Source organism: Leclercia sp. TB492, assembly GCF_049974505.2.
In the GTDB taxonomy this organism is placed as follows: Bacteria; Pseudomonadota; Gammaproteobacteria; order Enterobacterales; family Enterobacteriaceae; genus Enterobacter; species Enterobacter adecarboxylatus_C.
Map to the genome: position 1 here is coordinate 3,774,702 of NZ_CM127572.1, position 22,629 is coordinate 3,797,330.

Below are 22,629 nucleotides of genomic sequence, written 5' to 3' on the forward strand. Positions count from 1 at the left end.
CCCCTCACTCTAACCCTCTCCCTAAAGGGGAGAGGGAATAAACATCAGAGGCTACACATTCATCCCCACCTTCAACACCGCCGCTATATTCCTCGCTGCCATCCGCACGTTTTCTGCGGCGTCTTCCAGCGCCTCTTCAAGCGTGCAGATGGTGTAGATCACGCTGAACACCGCGTCTATACCATGATCGTGCACCACGCCGACATCCGCCGTGAGGCTACCTGCCAGACCAATCACCGGTTTATTGTGGCGTTTCGCAATCTTTGCCACTCCCACCGGGACTTTGCCATGAATGGTCTGACTGTCGATTCGCCCTTCCCCGGTGATCACCAGATCGGCGTCGGCCACCTGGCTGTCGAGGTTGAGCGCATCGGTTACGATCTCAATGCCCTGGCGCAGCTGTGCGCCGCAAAAAGCGTATAACGCCGCGCCCATACCGCCTGCGGCACCGCCGCCGGCCAGGCCGAGCACGTCAACGTCGAGGTCGCGGGCGATGATGCGGGCATACTGCGTCAGCGCGCCGTCGAGGCGCGTAATCATCTCCGGCGTTGCCCCTTTCTGCGGGCCAAACACGGCACTTGCGCCATTGTTTCCGGTCAGCGGGTTAGTAACGTCGCAGGCCACTTCAATGCGGCACGCTGCCAGCCGCTTATCCAGACCGCTGATGTCGATGCGCGCCAGCTTTTCCAGCTCGCCGCCGCCAGCACCAATGGCGTTCCCCTGCTCGTCCAGCAGCTTCGCGCCCAGCGCCTGCACCATCCCTGCCCCACCATCGTTAGTGGCGCTGCCGCCAATGCCGATAATGATATGTTTTACACCCGCATCCAGCGCATGGCGGATCAGCTCCCCGGTTCCCCAGGAGGTGGTTTTCAGCGGATTACGCTGGGCCGGAGGCACCAGCTCCAGACCACTGGCTGCCGCCATCTCGATAAACGCGCTTTTACCATCACCGGAGCGGCCATAAAAACCGTCAACATGCCCGCCGAGCGGCCCCGTTACCCGCACCTGAATAATGTCTCCCTGTGTGGCAGCAACCATTGCTTCCACGGTGCCTTCACCGCCATCGGCGACCGGCAGTTTGACGTACTCTGCCGTGGGGAAAATCTCGCAAAATCCCTGCTCTATTGCCGTCGCCACAGCCAGGGCACTCAGGCTCTCTTTATAAGAGTCCGGTGCGATAACTATTTTCATAAGCCGTCCTTACGCATGTTGACTACCATAAGCATACACCCGTCACGCAAGAGAAAATGCCGACTCCCGCAGGAACCGGCACCGGACTTAACGCACCATGCAAGGGCGTTTGTTGTTGAAGGTCCACTCCGGGATCAGGTACTGCATCGCCATCGCGTCGTCGCGCGCGCCAAGACCGTGTTGCAGATACAGCTCGTGCGCCTTCATCACCTGATCCATGTCCAGTTCAACGCCCAGACCTGGCGTGGTCGGCACCTGCACCATCCCGCCCTTGATTTCGAACGGCTGTTTGGTCAGGCGCTGGTTGCCCTCCTGCCAGATCCAGTGGGTGTCGATAGCGGTGATATTGCCCGGCGCGGCCGCAGCCACATGGGTGAACATCGCCAGTGAGATATCGAAATGGTTGTTTGAGTGCGAGCCCCAGGTCAGGCCAAACTCGTGGCACATCTGGGCCACACGTACCGAACCCTGCATGGTCCAGAAGTGCGGATCCGCCAGCGGAATGTCGACCGACTGCAGGGAGAGGGTATGACCCATCTGACGCCAGTCGGTGGCGATCATATTGGTGGCGGTTGGCAGACCGGTGGCGCGGCGGAACTCGGCCATCACTTCACGACCGGAGAAGCCCTGCTCGGCGCCGCACGGATCTTCCGCATAGGCCAGCACGCCCTTCAGGCGCTTACCGATGCGGATCGCCTCCTCCAGCGACCAGGCCCCGTTTGGATCGAGGGTGACGCGCGCCTGCGGGAAGCGTTTCGCCAGGGCGATGATAGATTCAGCTTCCTCTTCACCAGCCAGCACGCCGCCTTTCAGTTTGAAATCGTTAAAGCCGTACTTCTCATAGGCCGCTTCTGCAAGACGGACAACCGCGTCCGGGGTCATTGCTTCTTCATGGCGCAGACGATACCAGTCGCACTGCTCATCCGGCTGGCTCTGGTACGGCAGCGGGGTCAGTTTGCGGTTGCCGACGAAGAACAGGTAGCCCAGCATCTCGACTTCAGTACGCTGCTGCCCGTCACCCAGCAGTGACGCCACGTTGACGCCAAGGTGCTGGCCCAGCAGGTCGAGCATTGCGGCTTCAATGCCGGTGACCACATGAATAGTGGTACGCAGGTCAAAGGTCTGCAGGCCGCGACCGCTCGCATCACGGTCGGCAAACTCATTACGTACGGCATTGAGAATGTTTTTGTAGGCCCCCAGGGTTTTGCCTACCACCAGCGGGATCGCATCCTCCAGCGTTTTGCGGATCTTTTCGCCGCCCGGGATTTCACCCACGCCGGTATGGCCTGAGTTGTCTTTGATAATCACAATATTACGGGTGAAGAACGGGGCATGGGCCCCACTCAGGTTCATCAGCATACTGTCATGGCCGGCAACCGGAATGATCTGCATGGAAGTGACAACAGGCGTAGTAAATGTGCTCATAATTCAATCCTTTAATCAGTGGCGACCAAACGCCGGGCGTTTACGGTCAAATGTCCAGCCGGGGATAAGGTACTGCATCGGGCCTGCGTCATTACGCGCGCCGCCGGGCAGTTTCTTATAGGCTTCGTGGGCTTTGTGGATCTGATCCCAGTCAAGCTCCACGCCAAGCCCCGGTGCATCCGGTACGGCAATCTTGCCGTGTTTAATTTCCAGTGGATTTTTGGTCAGGCGCGCTTCGCCTTCCTGCCAGATCCAGTGGGTGTCGATAGCCGTTGGCGTGCCAGGTGCGGCGGCGCCGACATGGGTAAACATCGCCAGCGAGATATCGAAGTGGTTATTAGAGTGGCAACCCCAGGTTAAGCCCCAGTCGTCGCACAGCTGAGCCACACGAACCGCGCCGGAGAGGGTCCAGAAGTGCGGATCGGCCAGCGGGATATCCACCGAATTCAGCATCACCGCATGGCCCATTTCGCGCCAGTTGGTGGCGATCATATTGGTGGCGACCGGCAGGCCGGTGGCGCGGCGAAACTCCGCCATCACCTCACGGCCGGAGAAGCCCTGCTCGGCGCCGCACGGATCTTCGGCGTAGGTCAGGACATCGCCCAGGCCTTTGCACAACGCGATGGCCTCATCCAGCAGCCAGGCGCCGTTGGGGTCGACGGTAATACGCGCATCCGGGAAGCGTTTTTTCAGAGCACGGGCGCTCTCGATCTCCTGCTCGCCCGGCAGCACGCCGCCTTTCAGTTTGAAATCTTTAAAGCCGTAGCGATCCTGGGCCGCTTCCGCCAGACGCACCACCGCCTCGCTGGAGAGCGCCTCCTGATGGCGCAGGTGATACCAGTCGTGGCTACCCGGCGAACGTTCCAGATAGGGCAGATCGGTTTTGGTGCGATCGCCCAGGTAGAAGAGATAGCCCAGCACGGTGACCGCATCGCGCTGTTTGCCCGGGCCGAGCAGTTCGCACACCGGCACGTTCAACGCTTTGCCGAGCAGATCCAGCAGCGCCGCTTCCAGCGCCGCCACGGCATTCACCCGCAGTTCAAATGTCCAGGCGCCTTTGCCAAAGGTATCGAAATCGGCAGACTGGTTGCCCTTGTGCACGCGCTGGACCACTTTATTCAGCCGCGCCACCTCCTGACCCACCACCTGCGGGATGGCATCCACCAGGGTCTGGTAGATCACCTCGCCACCGGGGGCTTCCCCGACGCCGGTATTCCCGGCGTTATCGGTCAGCACCACGATATTGCGGGTAAACCAGGCGTTATGCGCGCCGCCGATGTTCAGCAGCATGCTGTCCTGACCGGCAACCGGGATAACCTTCATTTCGGTTACAACAGGGCTTGATTGCATACTCATTATGAACGCTCCGCGACAGGTTTCAGTTCGATACGTTTGATATCACCCACCAGCACCAGGTAGCTCAGTACCGCCACCAGGGCGTGGACACCTACGTAGATCAGCGCTCCGTTGAACGACCCGGTGGTGCCGACGATATAACCAATGGCAATCGGAGTGACGATCCCGGAGATGTTGCCGAACATGTTGAACAGACCGCCGCTCAGGCCGCTGATCTCTTTCGGCGCTGTATCCGCCATCACCGCCCAGCCCAGCGCTCCGATCCCTTTACCGAAGAAGGCCATCGCCATAAAGCCGATAATCATCCATTCGGCATCCACGTAGTTACACACCACCATCGACATAGAGAGCAGCATACCCAGCACGATCGGCGTTTTACGGGCAATATTCAGAGAGCCGGTACGACGCATCAGCCAGTCGGAAATCACCCCACCCAACACGCCGCCGACAAAGCCGCAGATCGCCGGAACAGAGGCCACAAACCCGGCTTTCAGAATCGACATGCCGCGCGCCTGAACCAGATAGACCGGGAACCAGGTGATAAAGAAGTAGGTTAAGGCGTTGATGCAGTACTGACCGAGGTAGATCCCCACCATCATACGGGAGCCAACCAGCTGTTTAATCTGGCCCCACTTGTGGCTGAACGGTACTTTCTCTTTACTTTTGGCCTGATCCATGTTGATCAGCGCGCCGCCTGCGGCGATGTAATCCAGCTCTTTCTGGTTTACGCCCGGATGCTGGTTCGGCTCATGGATCACTTTCAGCCAGACAAAGCTAATTACGATACCCAGCCCGCCCATAAAGAAGAACACGTGTGACCAGCCCACTTCGTGGGTCAGCCAGCCCATGATTGGGGCGAAGATGACGGTCGCGAAGTATTGCGCGGAGTTAAAAATGGACACCGCCGTTCCCCTCTCCTGCGCCGGGAACCAGGCTGCCACTATGCGGCTATTACCCGGGAAGGAAGGCGCCTCTGCCAGCCCGACCAGGAAGCGCAGGGTAAAGAGCGCGACAATGATGCCAAAGCCGTTAAAGATATCGACGAAGCCCTGTAACAGGGTAAACATAGACCAGATAAAGATGGACCAGAAGTAGACGCGTTTTGAACCGAAGCGATCGAGCAACCAACCGCCAGGGATTTGGCCGATAACATAGGCCCATGAAAATGCCGAGAAAACATACCCCATACCGACCGGATCCAGACCGATATCTTTTGCCATTTCGGAACCGGCAATCGACAGCGTGGCGCGGTCGCCATAGTTAAAGGATGTGACGATAAACAGCATCACCACTATCCAATAGCGAGCATTGGTGCGCTTTTCAGCGCTGCTCGCCGCCTGGCTTAATGTACTCATTCTTGCACTCCTGAATCATAGCGTTTCGCTACGTTCATTCTGAACAGCACAACCGTAGGGTAATCAGAATGACGTGTATGTGTTTTGCAGTTTTGAACGTTGAGGTCTTTTGCCTTACTGACTGCATTTTTATTAACTGGCGGAAAAAGTATAAGAAAGGATCAAGACCCCTCTCACCGTGCAACAACACAACATTGGTACACCGCTGTGCGGTTGTTTGTGGCAAAAGCCCAGGAGAATGGAAGAGACTTCACGGAAATGAAAACTGCACGCTGGTAAACGGCACGCTGGCGGCAGGGATTGACGGGAGTGTGAAACAGGTCGCTTGACGCAGTGAAAATGCCTGCCAATACCCGCTATTAATATACGGAATTACGGGCGATTGCCCAATGCTTACTCGATTCAGTGACCTTACACTGGCTGTAAGGTCGCTTTGTTAACTGGCAACGGGTTCTGGCCCTCCGCAGCAGGGAGGGCAGGAACTTATTTTAACAATGTACCCCACTGTTCAACCCAGGGGTTGGCTTCGCTTTCGGGCTCAGGATGTTCAGAGGCATCGATCATCAGCATTTCCCCCACGCGCTGAGCACTTTGCTCCTGTAACAGGGCGTCGAACTGCTTGCCGCCACCACAGAAGTTCGCATACGTGCTGTCACCCAGCGCGATGATGCCGTAGCGCATCTCCGGTTGATAACCCAGCTTGTCTTTGATGCCCTGGAACAGCGGTACGATACTGTCCGGCAGATCGCCCTGCCCGGTTGTCGAGGTGACCACCAGCGTATACTGGCCCTGGTATTTTTCCCAGTCGGCAAGTTCGGGATCTTCATAGACCGTGGCTTTATGGCCCATTCCCGCAAGAATAGCTTCGGCCTCTTCGGCCACCAGCAGCGAATTGCCATACATCGTGCCGACAAAAATTCCGACTACAGCCATGGTTTACTCCCTCAATGAATGCAATTAACGCTCATCCTGAACGTTGGCGGGATCAAACTCAACCCTTTCATTTTCGGGGAGTTGCCCGCACCAGCCAAAGTGTGACAGCGCCTGCATCCAAACCGGATCAAGCCCGGCCCGGATTGTCAGCGGCTCGCAGGTAAACGGATGCACCAGGCTCAGCTGGCTGGCGTGCAACATCAGACGGTTGCAGCCAAAATGCTCCGCCGCGCTGCGGTTCTGCCGCAGATCGCCGTGCTTGCTGTCGCCGATAATCGGATGGCGCAGATGGGAAAGGTGACGTCGAAGCTGGTGCTTCCGCCCGGTTTTTGGCTCCAGTTCGACCAGGCTGTAGCGCGTGGTCGGGAATTTGCTGATGGCGACAGGCAGTTCGGTGGTCGCCAGACCACGATAGTCCGTCACCGCGGGCTGTGGGCCTTTATCATCGCGGGCATATTTATCGGCGATTTTATCCAGCTCTTCGACCAGCGGATAATCGAGCGTCGCGGCCTCGGTCAGCCAGCCCCGGACAATCGCATGGTAGCGTTTCTGGATCTGATGCTGCTCGAACTGCTGCGACAGGCGTCGTCCGGCCTCGCTGGAGAGCCCCATTAGCAGCACGCCTGAGGTCGGTCTGTCGAGACGGTGGGCGGTAAAGACATGCTGACCAATCTGATCGCGCACCGTCTGCATCACCACCACTTTTTCATCGCGATCGAGCCAGCTCCGGTGCACCAGCCAGCCGGAAGGTTTATTGACCGCAACCAGCCACTCATCCTGGTAAAGGATCTCAATCATGCTTCGTCGCCAAAGAGCGTGTCCAACGCCAGCAATGCCGCCAGCACCGCGTCGCGTGACGGATGGGCAGCGTCCAGCGCCATTTCATAATAAGGCGCGACGGCAAAGTTTTGCGGCAGCGGATGTCCACCCTCAATCAGGGCATGCATGCGGGGAATAAGCACCCATTGCAGCCACTCAAACGGCTCCAGGGTGTCCATGCAGAAAGGTTGCGTGCTCTCAAACGCGTCAGGCTGCGGCGCCGCCTCCTGCCACAGTTGATGATCGCGCATTAAAGCTTCGATGGCGTGCAGCTGCGCGCGCACATGGTCGTGATGCGTCATGAAAACCTCAACTGAAAATCTGAACGGCGGGCAGCATAGCAAAGACCACGCAGAAATAAAAAAAGGGAGCACTGTAAAAACAGTGCTCCCGGTTCGTTTCGCAGCAATCCAGCTACTTTTAGTGCTCCCTGCTCATCCGTGACAACTTTTCCTCTGACCCGAAGGTCTGGTCTTCCCTCGACCACTGCATCCTGCGCACATCATCCTGATGTGACGGTTTCATCCTGAAACGTCCTGGCCTTCCTGACCCACCGGACATCCTTACCGGCTCTCATTCTCCGTCCTGGAGGTGTCCTTCACGCATCCTGCGTTATCCTTTTGCTTCGTCCTGAAGCCTTCCCTGTAACGCCTTCCTGACGTGTCCTACGTTAAGAAACGCCATCATCCTGATGTTCGTTTCTCGTGTCGGCTTCCTGTCGACGGACATAGAATCCCCTATTCCGCTTCGTCTTACAAGGCACTCCGTAAGCTAAATCAAACAGATGTTACATCTTATTACTGCCAGATTCTTACTCAACAAGCTGATAATTAATGAGTTATCTGACAGCATAATATGTTGCGCGTATCGGTTATTACGGTGATCTCTTACAAGCTTTGTAAGAGATCTCTCACACGCGCAGTAGTATTCAGGATTACACGACGGGATGCAGTTGCTTGAGGAAATCCGTAAGGGAAGCAGAGAGGAACTGGCGTTTCTGCGTGCCCAGCGTCTCTTTTACCACGTTCCCCGTGAGGTTGCAGACAGAGAGGATATCCATTTCGCTGTCGAGGGTGGCGATAAAGAGCGTTGGCGATAGCTTCAGGCGCTTCTGGGTCACAAGATGCTCAATCAGGTTCTCCTGCACGCGCAGCAAATCCTCTTCACTCCAGGTTTGCAGCAGAGTCAGCATCTCGTTATCAAAGCGAGCGCACATATCCCCGGCAAACTGTGTGGTATAGAACGCGTGGACCGCAGGTTGTACCACAATGTCCATTGCGCGTTCAATCGCCTTTACATTCTGCTCTGCGGTAAACGGCTGGGGCTGCCAGATCACGGTATCCCCGGAAGAGGTGATAATACAGGGCGAAGGGACGCCATACAGCGCCTCGCTTTGCGGCCATGTCCCTTTCTGTTCATGCCAGGCGTCACAGTAACGCGCCGTAAACGCGGTTAAGGCAGCAGCAGTCTCTTTATCCACCGGTTTCTCTCTTCATATAAGCCAGGATACACTCAGCTGCATAGTTTACCTTTAAAGTGACAACGAAACATGTCTTACGAAAATCATGATGCCTTATCAGGCTTAACCCTGGGCAAAACCACCGCCTATCGCGACACCTACGACGCCAGCCTGTTACAGGGGGTACCTCGCAGTCTTAACCGCGATCCGCTGGGGCTGAAGGCCGATAGCCTGCCCTTTCACGGCGGTGATATCTGGACGCTGTATGAGCTCTCCTGGCTTAACGCCCGCGGCTTACCGCAGGTGGCGGTGGGCCACGTTGAGCTGGATTACACCAGCGTCAATCTGGTGGAGTCTAAAAGCTTCAAGCTCTACCTCAACAGCTTCAACCAGACGCGCTTTGAGAGCTGGGAAGCGGTGCAGCGCACGCTGGAACGCGACCTGAGCGCCTGCGCGCAGGGGAAAGTAACCGTTGCCCTCTACCGCATTGACGAGCTGGAAGGTCAGCCGATCGCCCACTTCCACGGCACCTGCATTGACGATCAGGAGATCGAAATCGACAACTACCAGTTTGATACCGCCTGGCTGGAAAACGCCGCCAGCGGCAACCTGGTAGAAGAGACGCTGGTCAGCCACCTGCTGAAATCCAACTGCCTTATCACCCATCAGCCTGACTGGGGTTCGGTACAGATCCAGTATCGCGGCGCGAAAATCGATCGCGAGAAGCTGCTACGCTACCTGGTCTCCTTCCGTAACCACAATGAGTTCCACGAGCAGTGCGTGGAGCGCATCTTTAACGACATTCTGCATTTCTGCCAGCCAGAGACGCTGAGCGTTTACGCCCGCTATACCCGCCGTGGCGGACTGGATATCAATCCGTGGCGCAGCAACGGCGATTTTGTTCCGGCGATCGGTCGTTTAGTCCGTCAGTAAGATAAATAAATTCACAATATGCGCGGTCCGTTCCGCGCTTTGGGTTGTGAAAGGTCATAAGCCAGGGCTATTGTAATCAGCAGGGAAAGACGATAAACGTCCCGTAAGGAGCTCACTTGATTACACATATAAGCCCGCTTGGCTCAATGGATATGTTGTCGCAGCTGGAAGTGGACATGCTCAAGAGCACGGCCAGCAGCGATCTTTATCAATTGTTTCGCAACTGTTCACTTGCCGTTCTGAACTCCGGTAGCCTCACCGACAACAGCAAAGAGCTGCTGTCCCGTTTTGAAAGCTTTGATATTAACGTTCTGCGCCGCGAACGTGGCGTGAAGCTGGAGCTGATTAACCCACCGGAAGATGCCTTTGTTGACGGGCGCATTATTCGCGCGTTGCAGGCCAACCTGTTTGCCGTACTGCGCGATATCCTGTTTGTGAATGGCCAGATCAGTAACGCCGGTCGTTTTCAGCATCTGAACCTGGAAAGCTCGGCCCATATCACCAACCTGGTGTTCTCTATTCTGCGCAACGCCCGCGCCCTGCACGTGGGCGAAGCCCCAAGCATGGTGGTGTGCTGGGGCGGTCACTCCATTAACGAAACCGAATACCTCTACGCCCGTCGCGTGGGCACCCAGCTGGGGCTGCGCGAGCTAAACATCTGCACCGGCTGTGGTCCGGGCGCGATGGAAGCGCCGATGAAGGGTGCGGCGGTGGGTCATGCCCAGCAGCGCTATAAAGAGGGCCGTTTCATCGGCATGACTGAGCCGTCAATCATTGCCGCTGAGCCGCCGAATCCGCTGGTTAACGAACTGATCATCATGCCGGACATTGAGAAACGTCTGGAGGCGTTTGTGCGTATCGCACACGGGATCATCATCTTCCCGGGCGGGGTGGGTACGGCAGAAGAGCTGCTCTATCTGCTGGGTATTCTGATGCATCCGGCCAACCAGGATCAGGTCCTGCCGCTGATCCTGACCGGGCCGAAAGAGAGCGCAGATTACTTCCGCGTGCTGGATGAATTCATCGTGCATACCCTGGGCGAGACGGCACGCCGTCACTATCGCATCATCATCGACGATGCCGCGGAAGTGGCGCGCCTGATGAAAAAGGCCATGCCGCTGGTAAAAGAGAACCGCCGCGATACCGGGGATGCCTACAGCTTTAACTGGTCGATCCGCATTTCACCGGATCTGCAGATCCCGTTTGAGCCGTCGCACGAAAACATGGCCAACCTGAAACTCTATCCCGATCAGCCAGTTGAAGTGCTGGCCGCCGATCTGCGTCGCGCCTTCTCGGGCATCGTCGCCGGTAATGTGAAAGAGGTGGGCATCCAGGCCATTGAAGAGTTTGGCCCGTATAAAATCCATGGCGATCGCGAAATGATGCGCCGCATGGACGATCTGCTGCAGGGCTTTGTCGCCCAGCACCGTATGAAACTTCCCGGCTCTGCCTATATCCCCTGTTACGAGATTTCTGCGTAACGACCCGCCCGGCTCGCATGCCGGGCACTCTCCCCCGCCGGGAATGGCCCTTCGCCTCCCGGCTTTTTTATTACCTTCAGCCACATGGCTTGGTTTGCAACATCACTATTACTTATCTTTTTGCTATTTTATAACGCCACGCAAACGATTACGTTGTTTCCCGGAGCGTGATTTATTAGCCACAAATGCCATAAAGCATGAAAAAATCCTATAAACCGACGCTTTTACAGCGTATGCCTCCTATCTTTCAGGCGGATCTATCTCGCCACATATCGTTAATGGTAGCCTTCGCGCCCAGAAATTCGTCCTGACGTTTTCTTAGCAGACAAATGGTCTAAAGATACCCACATCATAAGTGGATTATCGCATTTGAGATCGGGATCACTGATAGATCCATTACTAAAATGTATCTTTCCGCCCGCCAATAGTTACGGAGAAAAATTATATAAAAACCGTCGCTGAGCGAATTTCATATTACGATTAGCCCTTTTTGCATCGAATTTGACCAGAAACCTGACATTAGCTACTTCCTGGAGACACAATGGAAACCACTCAAACCAGCACCGTTGCTTCGATTGAAACCCGAAGCGGATGGCGTAAAACAGATACCATGTGGATGCTCGGCCTGTACGGCACAGCAATCGGCGCTGGTGTTCTTTTCCTTCCTATTAACGCAGGTGTGGGCGGCTTAATTCCGCTGATCATCATGGCGATCATTGCCTTCCCGATGACCTACTTTGCACACCGCGGCCTGACCCGTTTTGTGCTTTCTGGTAAAAACCCGGGCGAAGACATCACCGAAGTCGTTGAAGAACATTTCGGTGTTGGCGCCGGTAAACTGATTACCCTGCTCTACTTCTTTGCTATCTATCCAATCCTGCTGGTTTATAGCGTGGCGATCACCAACACCGTTGACAGCTTCATGACCCACCAGCTGGGCATGACCCCGCCGCCGCGCGCAATTCTGTCGCTGATCCTGATTGTCGGCATGATGACCATCGTGCGCTTCGGTGAGCAGATGATTGTGAAGGCGATGAGCGTGCTGGTGTTCCCGTTCGTTATCGCTCTGATGGTGCTGGCCTGCTACCTGATCCCACAGTGGAACGGCGCGGCGCTGGAAACCCTCTCCCTGAGCAGCGCATCTGCGACCGGCAACGGCCTGTGGATGACCCTGTGGCTGGCAATCCCGGTAATGGTCTTCTCCTTCAACCACTCCCCGATCATCTCCTCCTTCGCGGTTGCGAAGCGTGAAGAGTACGGTCAGGGTGCCGAGAAGAAGTGTTCCAGCATCCTGGCTCGCGCTCACGTGATGATGGTGCTGACCGTGATGTTCTTCGTCTTCAGCTGCGTACTGAGCCTTGCTCCGGCGGATCTGGCGGCAGCGAAAGAGCAGAACATCTCTATCCTGTCTTACCTGGCGAACCACTTTAACGCACCGGTCATTGCCTGGATGGCGCCAATCATCGCCATTATCGCGATTACCAAATCCTTCCTCGGCCACTACCTGGGCGCACGTGAAGGCTTTAACGGCATGGTGATTAAATCTCTGCGCGGTAAAGGCAAGAGCATTGAAATCAACAAGCTGAACAAGATCACTGCTCTGTTCATGCTGCTGACCACCTGGGCGGTTGCCACCCTGAACCCGAGCATCCTCGGGATGATCGAAACCCTGGGCGGCCCGGTTATCGCGATGATCCTGTTCCTGATGCCGATGTACGCGATTCAGAAAGTGCCAGCGATGCGTAAATACAGCGGCCAGATCAGCAACGTCTTCGTTGTGATTATGGGTCTGATTGCTATCTCCGCTATCTTCTTCTCGCTGTTCGCTTAATTCCTCCCGCGCCGTCTTCGGACGGCGCACTCTTCTCCCAAGACGTAAAGCAACGGACGCATCATGATTAGCGTTTTCGATATTTTCAAAATTGGTATTGGTCCATCCAGCTCGCACACCGTCGGGCCGATGAAAGCCGGTAAACAGTTCACGGACGATCTTATTGCACGCGGAATGCTGCACGACACAACCCGCGTGGTGGTGGATGTTTACGGCTCCCTGTCGCTGACCGGCAAAGGTCACCATACCGATATCGCCATTATTATGGGCCTGGCGGGCAACCTGCCGGATAGCGTCGATATTGATGCCATCCCGGGCTTTATCCAGGACGTTAACACCCACAGCCGCTTGCTGCTGGCGAAGGGTGAACATGAAGTTGAATTCCCGGTTGATCGCTGCATGAATTTCCATGCCGACAACCTGTCGCTGCACGAAAACGGCATGCGGATCACCGCGCTGGCAGGCGACAAGGTGATTTACAGCCAAACTTATTACTCCATCGGCGGCGGTTTTATCGTCGACGAAGACCACTTTGGGCAGAGCGACAGCGCACCTGTTGCGGTCCCTTATCCGTATAAATCGGCGGCCGATCTCCAGCGCCATTGCCAGGAGAGCGGTCTGTCACTCTCCGGCCTGATGATGCAAAACGAGCTGGCATTACACAGCAAAGCAGAGCTGGAACAGCACTTTGCTAACGTCTGGGAGGTGATGCGCGGCGGTATTGAACGCGGGATCACTACCGAGGGCGTTCTGCCGGGCAAACTGCGCGTTCCGCGTCGTGCTGCGGCTCTGCGCCGCATGCTGGTCAGCAGCGATAAAACCACCTGCGACCCGATGGCGGTGGTGGACTGGATCAACATGTTCGCGCTGGCAGTAAACGAAGAGAACGCCGCGGGTGGCCGCGTGGTTACCGCACCAACCAACGGTGCCTGCGGCATCGTTCCGGCGGTGCTGGCCTATTACGACAAGTTCATCCGCGAAGTGAATGCTAACTCGCTGGCCCGCTATCTGCTGGTCACCAGCGCTATTGGCTCGCTGTACAAGATGAACGCCTCTATCTCCGGCGCGGAAGTGGGCTGCCAGGGCGAAGTAGGCGTGGCCTGCTCCATGGCGGCGGCGGGTCTGGCGGAGCTGCTGGGCGGTAGCCCTGCGCAAGTCTGCATTGCCGCAGAGATTGGGATGGAGCATAACCTCGGTCTGACCTGCGATCCGGTAGCCGGTCAGGTACAGGTGCCGTGCATCGAGCGTAACGCCATTGCCTCCGTCAAGGCGGTCAACGCCGCGCGTATGGCGCTGCGCCGTACCAGCGAGCCGCGCGTCTGCCTCGATAAAGTGATCGAAACCATGTATGAGACCGGGAAAGACATGAACGCCAAATACCGCGAAACCTCCCGCGGTGGTCTGGCGATGAAGATTGTCACCTGCGACTAAGTGCAAAAAAGGAGCCTTGTTTTGCGAGGCTCCTTCCCGAACGCCCCGCCACACATAGTTTCCCCCCGCCGACAGTGTTACCCTTATTTGACTGAACAGAAGGGAGAAAATCTGTGGCCGTTCATTTGCTTATTGTCGACGCGCTGAACCTTATCCGGCGCATCCACGCGGTTCAGGGCACGCCCTGCAAGGATACCTGCCTGCATGCGCTGGAGCAGCTTATTCGCCACAGCCAGCCCAGTCACGTGGTCGCCGTGTTTGACGATGAAGCCCGTAACAGCGGCTGGCGACACCAGCGCCTGCCGGATTACAAAGCCGGGCGCGCGCCCATGCCGGACGATCTGCACGCCGAAATGCCCGCCATTCGCGCCGCTTTTGAACAGCGCGGGGTTCCCTGCTGGGGGGCCCAGGGCAACGAAGCCGACGATCTGGCCGCCACGCTGGCGGTAAAAGTTGCCAGCGCCGGGCATCAGGCCACCATTGTCTCGACCGACAAGGGCTACTGCCAGCTGCTTTCTCCCAACATTCGCATCCGCGACTATTTCCAGAAACGCTGGCTCGACGCCCCCTTTATCGCCAGTGAGTTTGGCGTCTCGCCGCAGCAGCTGCCGGATTACTGGGGGCTGGCGGGGATCAGCAGCTCTAAAGTACCAGGCGTTGCCGGGATTGGCCCGAAAAGCGCGGCCCAACTGCTGACCGATTTTCAGGATCTGGAAGGGATTTACGCCCGTCTGGATGCGGTGCCGGAGAAGTGGCGCAAAAAACTGGAAGCGCACAAAGAGATGGCGTTTATCTGCCGGGACGTGGCGCGGTTGCAGACCGATTTACAGTTAGACGGGAATTTGCAGCAGCTCAGGTTAGAGCGTTAACGTTCCCTCTCCCCTATGGGGAGAGGGTCAGGGTGAGGGGAACTATCTCTCGTCGCGACGACCGCCCACGGCAGCCCACCAGCGGCGGATATGCACGGTGACTTCTTCGCGATCGTGGTACAGCTGGCGCGCCTGAATCACCACGTTAATACCGTGCTCATCCATCTGCTCCTGAATGTAGGCCAGGTTCTGCGAGACCTCCTCATAGCGCTTTTTCATTGGCAGCTTGAGGTTAAAAATGGTCTCACGACACCAGCCGTTGACCAGCCAGGAGGCCATTAGGGCCGCCACTTTCGCTGGTTTCTCTACCATATCGCACACCATCCAGGAGATGTTGTTGCGGGTTGGGCGGTAGCGGAAACCATCTTCACGTAGCCAGGTCACCTGTCCGGTATCCATCAGGCTTTGTGCCATCGGGCCGTTGTCGACGGAGGAAACCCACATGTTGCGTTTCACCAGCTGATAGGTCCAGCCGCCCGGACAGGCGCCAAGATCGACCGCATACATACCGTTTGCCAGGCGTTCGTCCCACTCATCAGCGGGAATAAAGACGTGAAACGCCTCTTCAAGTTTCAGCGTTGAACGGCTTGGGGCATCAGACGGGAACTTCAGACGTGGAATGCCCATAAAGAACGGCGAGTTATTGGTGGTGTACGAATAACCGGTATAGCAGCAGCCTGGGGCGATAAAGAAGATATGCACCACGGGACGTTTTGGTGTCTCGTAGTTGGTCAACACGCCCGCATCACGCAATGCCGCGCGCAGCGGCACGGTGAATTTGCGACAGAACTTCATCAGCTCTTTGCTTTCGTTGGTGTCGGCAACTTCAACGCGCAGCTCACCACCCTTCTCCACCACGCCCTGCAGCATGCCAACAATCGGCGTAATGCGATCTTCAGGCGGAAGATCTTTCAGAAGTTCACCCGCGACAAACATCTGACGGGCAAAAATCAGCGAGCTGAACGGCAGATCGCGCACCAGTTTTTCCGCATCATCTGCCTGATAGCATTCGAAAACAACATAGCCCGCGTTCTCTTTCACGCGGGCAAAACCAAACACTTCGCGCTTCGCGGCTTTATCAGTGATCTCCGCAGCACACTCTTTTTCAAAGCCCGGGCGACAATATAAGACAACTTTATTCATGAACAACGCCCTTGCGTTTCAGACGGAACGAACCGATTAACATTAATACCCACCCGACCAGGAAGCTGACGCCGCCGACCGGGGTAACAAACGCCCACAGGCGTAAATGCGACAGCGCAAGGCAGTACAGGCTACCGCTGAAGAGCACGGTGCCCAGCGCCATAAATACGCTGCTCCAGTAAAACCAGATACTGATCCGGCGCTGCATCGCCACGGCTAATCCGAAGATCGCCAGGGTATGGAACGCCTGATATTCCAGACCGGTGTGGATCCAGCCCATCTCCACCACACCCAATGATTTGCGTAAGACATGTGCGCCAAAGGCGCCCAGGGCAACAAAAATAAAGCCACTCACCGCGGCAAAAATCAGCATAAAACGGCTGGTCATGTTTCTGTCCTGAAGTTATGCGCGTCCTGCGCGCAAAAGAAAGTGTTACTCGTACCGAAAGCGGAATTTTTCTTGCTCGTTGGCCGCCTTTGCCAGGATCCACTGGCGAAACGCGGCTATTTTACCCAGTTCTGCCTGACTGTCATGACAAACCAGATAAAAAGCGTTCTTACTGACCAGAACATCATTAAAGGGGCAGACCAGGCGGCCGGCCTCAATTTCGGACTGCGCCATGACGTTGTTAGCCAACGCCACGCCCTGTCCGTGGATGGCAGCCTGTAACACCATCGCACTGTGGCTGAAGATGGGGCCCTGCTGCACGTTTATATGGTTAAGACCAAGCTGGCGGGTATAAGTTTGCCAGTCGCGGCGAGATGCATCATGTAAAAGCGTATGCTGCGCCAGATTTTCCGGTGCCTTTAACGCTTTTTCGCCCGTTAAGAGTAGTGGCGAGCAGACCGGCAGCAAATACTCCGCGTACAATTTTTCGACACGCAGCCCTGGCCAGTTGCCGCGACCATAGAAAATCGCTACGTCAACGTCGTCGGCCAGCTTGTCCTCCTGACGGTCGACGGCCTGGATTCGGACGTCAATTCCCGGATAAGCTGAGTTAAAGCTTGAGAGCCTCGGCACCAGCCACTGAATGGCAAAACTGGGCAATAAACTGACCGTCAGCGCCCCTTTGGCACTGCGCGCCTGTAACTTACGCGTCGCTTCCGTCAGCTGGGAAAATATCTCTTTAATATCCTGAAAATAGCTCTGCCCCTCTTCCGTCAGAAGCAGGGAACGATTGCGGCGGCGGAACAGCTTGAGGCCCAGAAAATCCTCAAGGGACTTGATTTGATGACTTACTGCGGCCTGAGTCACAAAAAGCTCATCGGCCGCGCGCGTGAAGCTTAAATGGCGGGCGGCAGCATCAAATACACGTAATGCATTAAGAGGTGGTAATCGCTTGGACATGGTTATCTGGCTTAGATGTTAACGGCTTTTAACAAACAGGAAACAACGTTTAACCTATTAGTTTTTTTTATCTGAGCCATTATAAATTGTCCGTTGAGGAACTACCAGCAAATACCTATAGTGGCGGCACTTCCTGAGCCGGAACGAAAAGCTTTTTTTGGAATGCGTGTTCTGAAGGGCTTTTGGCTTACGGTTGTGATGTTGTGTTGTTGTGTTTGCAATTGGTCTGCGATTCAGACCTCGGTAGCGACGCTACCAATTTTTCACTTCCTGTACATTTACCCTGTCTGTCCATAGTGATTAATGTAGCACCGCCCAATTGCGGTGCTTTTTTTTGTCTGCAATTCCGTTAGTGGTCCAGCTCAACCATCTCTTTCACGTCGCTGCGGTTGATCTGCTGTTTATTCCCGTTCGCATCCTTATACGAGATCATGCCGGTATCATTATCGGTTTGTGGCTTACCTTCAGAGACGATAGAGCGGCCATCGTTGGTGTGCATCACATAGTTATTACCGGAACAGGCGCTCAGGGCAAAAGTCAGCATACAGGCAGAGGCAATTGCGATAGTCTTTTTCATCTTCTTCTCCTTTAGCAATTAATGCTATTAAAAGCGTGTTTCATAACAGGCTAAAACATTCTCCTGACACTATTTCAGCATAACCTGCTTCGTCTGTTACGCCAGGATAAACAGACAATTCCGATAGAGATCAACCTCCTTGCCCTGCCGCTGAATTTGCGCGACGATCTATTCACGATGAAGAGGAATTCCATGAACGCATTCAGCCCTGCCCATTTTCGCGCGCAGTTCCCGGCGCTGGCCGATGCCGGCGTCTATCTTGATAGCGCCGCGACAGCCCTCAAGCCTCAGGCGGTGATCGAGGCCACGAACCAGTTTTACAGCCTGAGCGCAGGCAATGTGCATCGCAGCCAGTTTGCCGAGGCGCAACGCTTAACCGCGCGCTATGAAGCTGCCCGCGATCAGGTCGCGCAGCTGCTTAATGCCGAAAGCGGTAAAAATATTGTCTGGACGCGGGGCACCACCGAAGCCATCAATATGGTGGCGCAATGTTATGCCCGTCCACGCCTCCAGCCAGGCGACGAAATCATCGTCAGCGAGGCGGAACATCACGCCAATCTGGTGCCGTGGCTGATGGTGGCCGAGCAGACCGGCGCGCGGGTAGTGAAGCTTCCCCTGGGGGCCGATTTATTAGCAGATGTCGCCCGCTTGCCCGAATTTATCACTCCGCGCAGCCGTATCCTCGCGCTGGGGCAGATGTCCAACGTTACCGGCGGCTGCCCGGACCTGGCCCGCGCCATTCAGCTCGCCCATGCCAGCGGCATGGTGGTGGTAGTCGATGGCGCACAGGGAGTGGTGCATTTTCCGGCGGACGTGCAGCAGCTGGATATCGACTTCTATGCCTTCTCCGGACATAAGCTGTACGGGCCGACCGGGATTGGCGCGCTGTATGGTAAAGCGGAGCTGCTGGAGCAGATGACCCCGTGGCTCGGCGGCGGCAAGATGATCACCGAGGTGAGCTTCGACGGCTTCAAAACTCAGGCGGTGCCGTATCGCCTGGAAGCCGGGACGCCCAACGTCGCCGGGGTGATTGGCCTGAGCGCGGCGCTGGAGTGGCTGGCGGAGGTCGATCTGCAGCAGGCGGAGAGCTGGAGCCGCGGGCTGGCAACGCTGGCCGAAGAAGCGCTAAAAAAGCGTCCCGGTTTTCGCTCTTTCCGCGTCCAGGATTCGAGCCTGCTGGCGTTCGATTTTGCCGGAGTGCATCACAGCGACATGGTAACGCTGCTGGCGGGATACGGTATTGCTCTGCGCGCCGGGCAGCACTGCGCCCAGCCGCTGCTGGCGGCGCTCGGCGTTAACGGCACGCTGCGCGTCTCGTTTGCCCCCTATAACACCCAAAGCGACGTCGACGCGCTGGTTGCCGCCGTCGATCGCGCCCTTGCTTTACTGGTGGATGAATGACAAGCCCAACTCTCGCCGGACATCCGTTCGGCACCGTCATCACTGAAGAGACGTTAAAACAGACCTTCGCCCCGCTGACCCAGTGGGAAGACAAGTATCGCCAGCTAATCCTGCTGGGTAAGCAGCTGCCCGCGCTGTCCGATGAACTGAAGGCGCAGGCGAAGGAGATCCCCGGCTGTGAGAACCGCGTCTGGCTTGGGATGACGCCCGTCGGGGATAAGCTGCACTTTTATGGCGACAGCGAAGGCCGCATTGTGCGCGGATTGCTGGCCGTGCTGCTGACGGCGATAGAGGGAAAAAGCGCCGCGCAGATCCTTAGCGAAAGCCCGCTGGCGCTGTTTGATGCACTTGGGTTACGCGGCCAGCTGAGCGCCTCGCGCAGCCAGGGGCTGACTGCGCTGAGTGAGGCGGTGCTGGAGGCGGCGCGTCAGGCCTGACGTTCCGCCTTTGCCATCATCTTTTTCAGGGCGTGAGAAACAGCGATAAAACCAAAGGTAGCGGTCACCATAGTGGCCGCGCCAAACCCGGAGGCACAATCCATCCGTTTTGGCCCTTCCGCGGTGCTCTTCATGGCGCAGACTGAGCCGTCCGCCTGCGGATAAACCAGCGCTTCCGTGGAGAATACGCAGTCAATCCCCAGCTTGCCTTTGCTGTTTTTCACCACCCCAAAATCGCTTTTCAGGCGCTCGCGCAGCTTGGCCGCCAGCGGATCCTGAATGGTTTTCGCCAGGTCGGTCACCTGGATCTGCGTCGGGTCGATCTGGCCGCCCGCCCCGCCGGTAGTCACCAGCGGCACTTTATTGCGACGACACCAGGCGATTAGCGCCGCTTTCGGGCGCACGCTGTCGATGGCGTCAATCACGTAGCTGTAGCCGGCTCCCATGTACTGGGCAACGTTATCGGCCGTCACGAAATCATCGATCACGGTGACGCGGCATTCCGGGTTTATCTGGCGAATGCGATCCGCCATCACCTCGGATTTCGCCAGCCCGACGCTGTCGCGCAGGGCGTGGATCTGCCGGTTGGTGTTGGTGACGCAGACATCATCCATGTCGATAAGCGTAATGGCGCCGATCCCGGTTCGTGCCAGCGCTTCCGCCGCCCATGAGCCGACGCCACCAATCCCGACCACGCAGACGTGCGCATCGGCAAACAGTTGCAGGGCTTTTTCACCATATAAACGCGCGGTGCCACCAAAACGCTGGCGCCAGGCTTCGCTCATTACCACAGACATAGGACCTCAGATGTAAAAAGGGTGAGAGTTGCCCCTCACCCCGGAAAACATAGCGTCAATATTACCACACTCAGCCGCTAAACACGTTGCCTGCGCCTGCTGCGCTTTTCAGCACCCACACGCGTCCGTAATGGTTATACCAGCCTGCACGGTGGCCGGCATCGGGGCCAATCCCCTGATAGATGTCGAAGTGCTGGCCTTTGATAGCTCCGCCCACGTCCAGCGCCACCATCAGACGCAATTCATACTGACCGGAGAATTTCCCGTTGTGATCCAGCGTCGGCACTTCTGCCAGCAGCGTGGTGCCCGGCGGGATCACCGTCTTGTCAGAGGCCACCGAGGCGCGGCCAATCAGCGGTACCGCGCTCGCGCCTTTCACCGGGGCAAAGTTTTGCGGCTTAAAGAAGACAAATGAGGGGTTCTGCTCGAGCAGTTCGCGCACTTCATATTCGCTGTGCTTCTCGCCCCACTCGCGGATCGCCTGCATCGACATATCTTCGCGTTTCACTTCCCCGCGATCGATCAGCACCTTACCGATACTGCGGTAAGCATGGCCATTTTTACCGGAATAGCTGAAGAAGTTAAGCGGGCTGCCGTCGCCAAAGTCGATATAACCGCTACCCTGCACATCCATGATGAAGTTATCCATCAGCGAATTACTGTAGGCCAGAATGTAGTTGTCGCTCAATGCACCGGAATAGATCTCAGCGCGGGACGGCAGGCGGCCACGTTTTGGCGGCATGCGGTAAATAGGGTATTTAAACTCACCCTGCGCGGTATGGCGCGCCTGCACCACCGGGGTGTAGTAGCCGGTAAACTGGACGTTACCGTAGTTATCGGTGCCCTCCATCTGCCAGGCGTCGAGGCCGTACTGGCGCATGGTGCGGGTATCGCCCCCGGCGCGTAACCAGTCCTGCACCGCGTTATACACGGCGTTCTGCGAACCGTACAATCGCGGTGATGCGGTACGGATCTGGCTCACCTGTTCTGCGAAGTCACCGCCGTTGATGGGCGCGCCCACGGCGTCCGGCTGATTCACTAAAGAGAAAGGCTGGGTCAGTTTCCCGTCTTTATATTGCTGACCGCGATCGGTCGGTTTGGAGGAGCAGGCAGCAAGGATTGCTACCATCGCGCCCGTCATCAGATACTTCGCCCAACGTCCTTTCATTATATCCCGTCTTCAAGTTGCCCGATTCTGCGCAATGAAGATAACAAACCGGCAGGGGTATTGAAATGCGATTACCTCCCCTCACGCAAATTTTGCGCAAAAAACAGTCGAACTGTCGGCAGAGCGTACAATCAACACCTAATTTGGTGATTTTTACGAAAAAGGGTTGCAACAAAAAGTCAGCAGAGTATAGTGCGCTTCCACGGACGCGGGGTGGAGCAGCCTGGTAGCTCGTCGGGCTCATAACCCGAAGGTCGTCGGTTCAAATCCGGCCCCCGCAACCAATTAAAATTTGATGAAGTATCTTCTACAACTGTAGAAGTTTTTGCGAAGTAGTTCGAAGCACAGCAAGGCGGCGACGCAGTGAATCCTTAGGAGCTTACTCCAGTAAGTGACTGAGGTGAACGAGGAAAGCCAACGCAGATGTGGTTTGAAATACGAAGCAAAAAGACGGACGCGGGGTGGAGCAGCCTGGTAGCTCGTCGGGCTCATAACCCGAAGGTCGTCGGTTCAAATCCGGCCCCCGCAACCAATCAAATTTAAAGAAGTAAGATTCTACAAAGTAGAATGACGGACGCGGGGTGGAGCAGCCTGGTAGCTCGTCGGGCTCATAACCCGAAGGTCGTCGGTTCAAATCCGGCCCCCGCAACCAACACTTCTGAAAACAATAAACAC

21 protein-coding genes and 3 tRNA genes are annotated in these 22,629 nt (G+C 56.5%); 10 read left to right on the forward strand and 14 right to left on the reverse strand.

Features of this window, described 5'->3' with window-relative positions; all coding sequences use genetic code 11:
• Positions 1 to 51 precede the first annotated feature (51 nt).
• The 8 genes from ACP4QI_RS17830 to syd all read right to left on the reverse strand — a co-directional run bounded on the left by ACP4QI_RS17830 (position 52) and on the right by syd (position 8,559).
• Positions 52 to 1,191 carry a glycerate kinase gene (locus ACP4QI_RS17830; RefSeq protein ID WP_156264544.1) on the reverse strand — a complete coding sequence of 380 codons (1,140 nt, stop codon included), beginning with the start codon at positions 1,189 to 1,191 and terminating at the stop codon, positions 52 to 54.
• Between the two features lie 87 nt (positions 1,192 to 1,278).
• Positions 1,279 to 2,619, reverse strand: a complete 1,341-nt coding sequence (gudD, locus tag ACP4QI_RS17835; RefSeq protein WP_185902412.1) for a glucarate dehydratase — start codon at positions 2,617 to 2,619, stop codon at positions 1,279 to 1,281.
• Between the two features lie 12 nt (positions 2,620 to 2,631).
• Positions 2,632 to 3,972, reverse strand: a complete 1,341-nt coding sequence (locus tag ACP4QI_RS17840; RefSeq protein WP_142486940.1) for an enolase C-terminal domain-like protein — start codon at positions 3,970 to 3,972, stop codon at positions 2,632 to 2,634.
• Positions 3,972 to 5,327, reverse strand: a complete 1,356-nt coding sequence (gene gudP, locus ACP4QI_RS17845; protein WP_142486941.1) for a galactarate/glucarate/glycerate transporter GudP — start codon at positions 5,325 to 5,327, stop codon at positions 3,972 to 3,974. The genes ACP4QI_RS17840 and gudP overlap by 1 nt, the downstream gene beginning before the upstream one ends.
• Positions 5,328 to 5,810: 483 nt before the next feature.
• Complete coding sequence (locus ACP4QI_RS17850) at positions 5,811 to 6,260, reverse strand: flavodoxin (protein ID WP_156264547.1); 450 nt, start codon at positions 6,258 to 6,260, stop codon at positions 5,811 to 5,813.
• Between the two features lie 24 nt (positions 6,261 to 6,284).
• Positions 6,285 to 7,058, reverse strand: a complete 774-nt coding sequence (gene truC, locus ACP4QI_RS17855; RefSeq protein WP_426495686.1) for a tRNA pseudouridine(65) synthase TruC — start codon at positions 7,056 to 7,058, stop codon at positions 6,285 to 6,287.
• Complete coding sequence (locus ACP4QI_RS17860) at positions 7,055 to 7,381, reverse strand: YqcC family protein (RefSeq protein ID WP_142486944.1); 327 nt, start codon at positions 7,379 to 7,381, stop codon at positions 7,055 to 7,057. Before ACP4QI_RS17860 ends, truC begins: the two co-directional genes overlap by 4 nt.
• A gap of 632 nt (positions 7,382 to 8,013) precedes the next feature.
• Complete coding sequence (gene syd, locus ACP4QI_RS17865; RefSeq protein ID WP_426495687.1) at positions 8,014 to 8,559, reverse strand: SecY-interacting protein; 546 nt, start codon at positions 8,557 to 8,559, stop codon at positions 8,014 to 8,016.
• 69 nt (positions 8,560 to 8,628) lie between these two features.
• On the opposite strand from syd, the gene queF reads away from it, so the two are divergent.
• The 5 genes from queF to xni all read left to right on the forward strand — a co-directional run bounded on the left by queF (position 8,629) and on the right by xni (position 15,083).
• Positions 8,629 to 9,471 (forward strand): NADPH-dependent 7-cyano-7-deazaguanine reductase QueF, encoded by an 843-nt coding sequence (queF, locus tag ACP4QI_RS17870; RefSeq protein WP_156264550.1) that lies wholly within the window; start codon positions 8,629 to 8,631, stop codon positions 9,469 to 9,471.
• Between the two features lie 116 nt (positions 9,472 to 9,587).
• Positions 9,588 to 10,952 carry a nucleotide 5'-monophosphate nucleosidase PpnN gene (ppnN, locus tag ACP4QI_RS17875; RefSeq protein ID WP_142486947.1) on the forward strand — a complete coding sequence of 455 codons (1,365 nt, stop codon included), beginning with the start codon at positions 9,588 to 9,590 and terminating at the stop codon, positions 10,950 to 10,952.
• Between the two features lie 541 nt (positions 10,953 to 11,493).
• The gene (locus tag ACP4QI_RS17880; protein ID WP_142486948.1) at positions 11,494 to 12,783 is read left to right on the forward strand and encodes an HAAAP family serine/threonine permease; all 1,290 of its coding nucleotides are present in this window, start codon (positions 11,494 to 11,496) and stop codon (positions 12,781 to 12,783) included.
• Positions 12,784 to 12,846: 63 nt separating this feature from the next.
• A complete protein-coding gene (locus tag ACP4QI_RS17885) occupies positions 12,847 to 14,214 on the forward strand; it encodes an L-serine ammonia-lyase (RefSeq protein ID WP_426495688.1) in 1,368 nt (455 codons plus the stop codon).
• A gap of 113 nt (positions 14,215 to 14,327) precedes the next feature.
• Complete coding sequence (xni, locus tag ACP4QI_RS17890) at positions 14,328 to 15,083, forward strand: flap endonuclease Xni (RefSeq protein WP_285128473.1); 756 nt, start codon at positions 14,328 to 14,330, stop codon at positions 15,081 to 15,083.
• A 42-nt stretch (positions 15,084 to 15,125) separates the two neighbouring features.
• Here xni and rlmM read toward each other — a convergent pair whose 3' ends face one another.
• From rlmM to ACP4QI_RS17910, 4 genes are all read right to left on the reverse strand, one after another.
• Positions 15,126 to 16,226: a 23S rRNA (cytidine(2498)-2'-O)-methyltransferase RlmM gene (gene rlmM / locus ACP4QI_RS17895; protein WP_285111906.1), complete on the reverse strand. Its 1,101-nt coding sequence runs from the start codon at positions 16,224 to 16,226 to the stop codon at positions 15,126 to 15,128.
• Positions 16,219 to 16,614: a DUF423 domain-containing protein gene (locus ACP4QI_RS17900; RefSeq protein ID WP_039029918.1), complete on the reverse strand. Its 396-nt coding sequence runs from the start codon at positions 16,612 to 16,614 to the stop codon at positions 16,219 to 16,221. The genes rlmM and ACP4QI_RS17900 overlap by 8 nt, the downstream gene beginning before the upstream one ends.
• A 45-nt stretch (positions 16,615 to 16,659) precedes the next feature.
• Positions 16,660 to 17,574, reverse strand: coding sequence for a glycine cleavage system transcriptional regulator GcvA (gene gcvA / locus ACP4QI_RS17905; protein WP_039029917.1), 915 nt, complete (start codon positions 17,572 to 17,574; stop codon positions 16,660 to 16,662).
• Positions 17,575 to 17,923: 349 nt separating this feature from the next.
• Entirely contained in the window at positions 17,924 to 18,151 is a 228-nt protein-coding gene (locus ACP4QI_RS17910; protein WP_032613722.1) for a YgdI/YgdR family lipoprotein, read from the reverse strand.
• A 192-nt stretch (positions 18,152 to 18,343) separates the two neighbouring features.
• Here ACP4QI_RS17910 and csdA point away from each other — a divergent pair, with 192 nt between their 5' ends.
• Together csdA and csdE are read left to right on the forward strand one after the other, a co-directional pair.
• The gene (gene csdA, locus ACP4QI_RS17915; protein ID WP_142486952.1) at positions 18,344 to 19,552 is read left to right on the forward strand and encodes a cysteine desulfurase CsdA; all 1,209 of its coding nucleotides are present in this window, start codon (positions 18,344 to 18,346) and stop codon (positions 19,550 to 19,552) included.
• Positions 19,549 to 19,989, forward strand: a complete 441-nt coding sequence (csdE, locus tag ACP4QI_RS17920; protein ID WP_142486953.1) for a cysteine desulfurase sulfur acceptor subunit CsdE — start codon at positions 19,549 to 19,551, stop codon at positions 19,987 to 19,989. Before csdA ends, csdE begins: the two co-directional genes overlap by 4 nt.
• Here the strand turns inward: csdE and tcdA are convergent.
• Together tcdA and mltA are read right to left on the reverse strand one after the other, a co-directional pair.
• Positions 19,980 to 20,786, reverse strand: a complete 807-nt coding sequence (gene tcdA / locus ACP4QI_RS17925; RefSeq protein ID WP_106994438.1) for a tRNA cyclic N6-threonylcarbamoyladenosine(37) synthase TcdA — start codon at positions 20,784 to 20,786, stop codon at positions 19,980 to 19,982. The genes csdE and tcdA overlap by 10 nt on opposite strands.
• A gap of 70 nt (positions 20,787 to 20,856) precedes the next feature.
• The gene (gene mltA, locus ACP4QI_RS17930; protein ID WP_231313737.1) at positions 20,857 to 21,954 is read right to left on the reverse strand and encodes a murein transglycosylase A; all 1,098 of its coding nucleotides are present in this window, start codon (positions 21,952 to 21,954) and stop codon (positions 20,857 to 20,859) included.
• A gap of 207 nt (positions 21,955 to 22,161) precedes the next feature.
• On the opposite strand from mltA, the gene ACP4QI_RS17935 reads away from it, so the two are divergent.
• The 3 genes from ACP4QI_RS17935 to ACP4QI_RS17945 all read left to right on the forward strand — a co-directional run bounded on the left by ACP4QI_RS17935 (position 22,162) and on the right by ACP4QI_RS17945 (position 22,606).
• Positions 22,162 to 22,238 (forward strand) — tRNA-Met (locus tag ACP4QI_RS17935).
• 171 nt (positions 22,239 to 22,409) lie between these two features.
• A tRNA-Met gene (locus ACP4QI_RS17940) sits at positions 22,410 to 22,486 on the forward strand.
• 43 nt (positions 22,487 to 22,529) lie between these two features.
• A tRNA-Met gene (locus ACP4QI_RS17945) sits at positions 22,530 to 22,606 on the forward strand.
• The last annotated feature ends 23 nt before the right edge of the window (positions 22,607 to 22,629 follow it).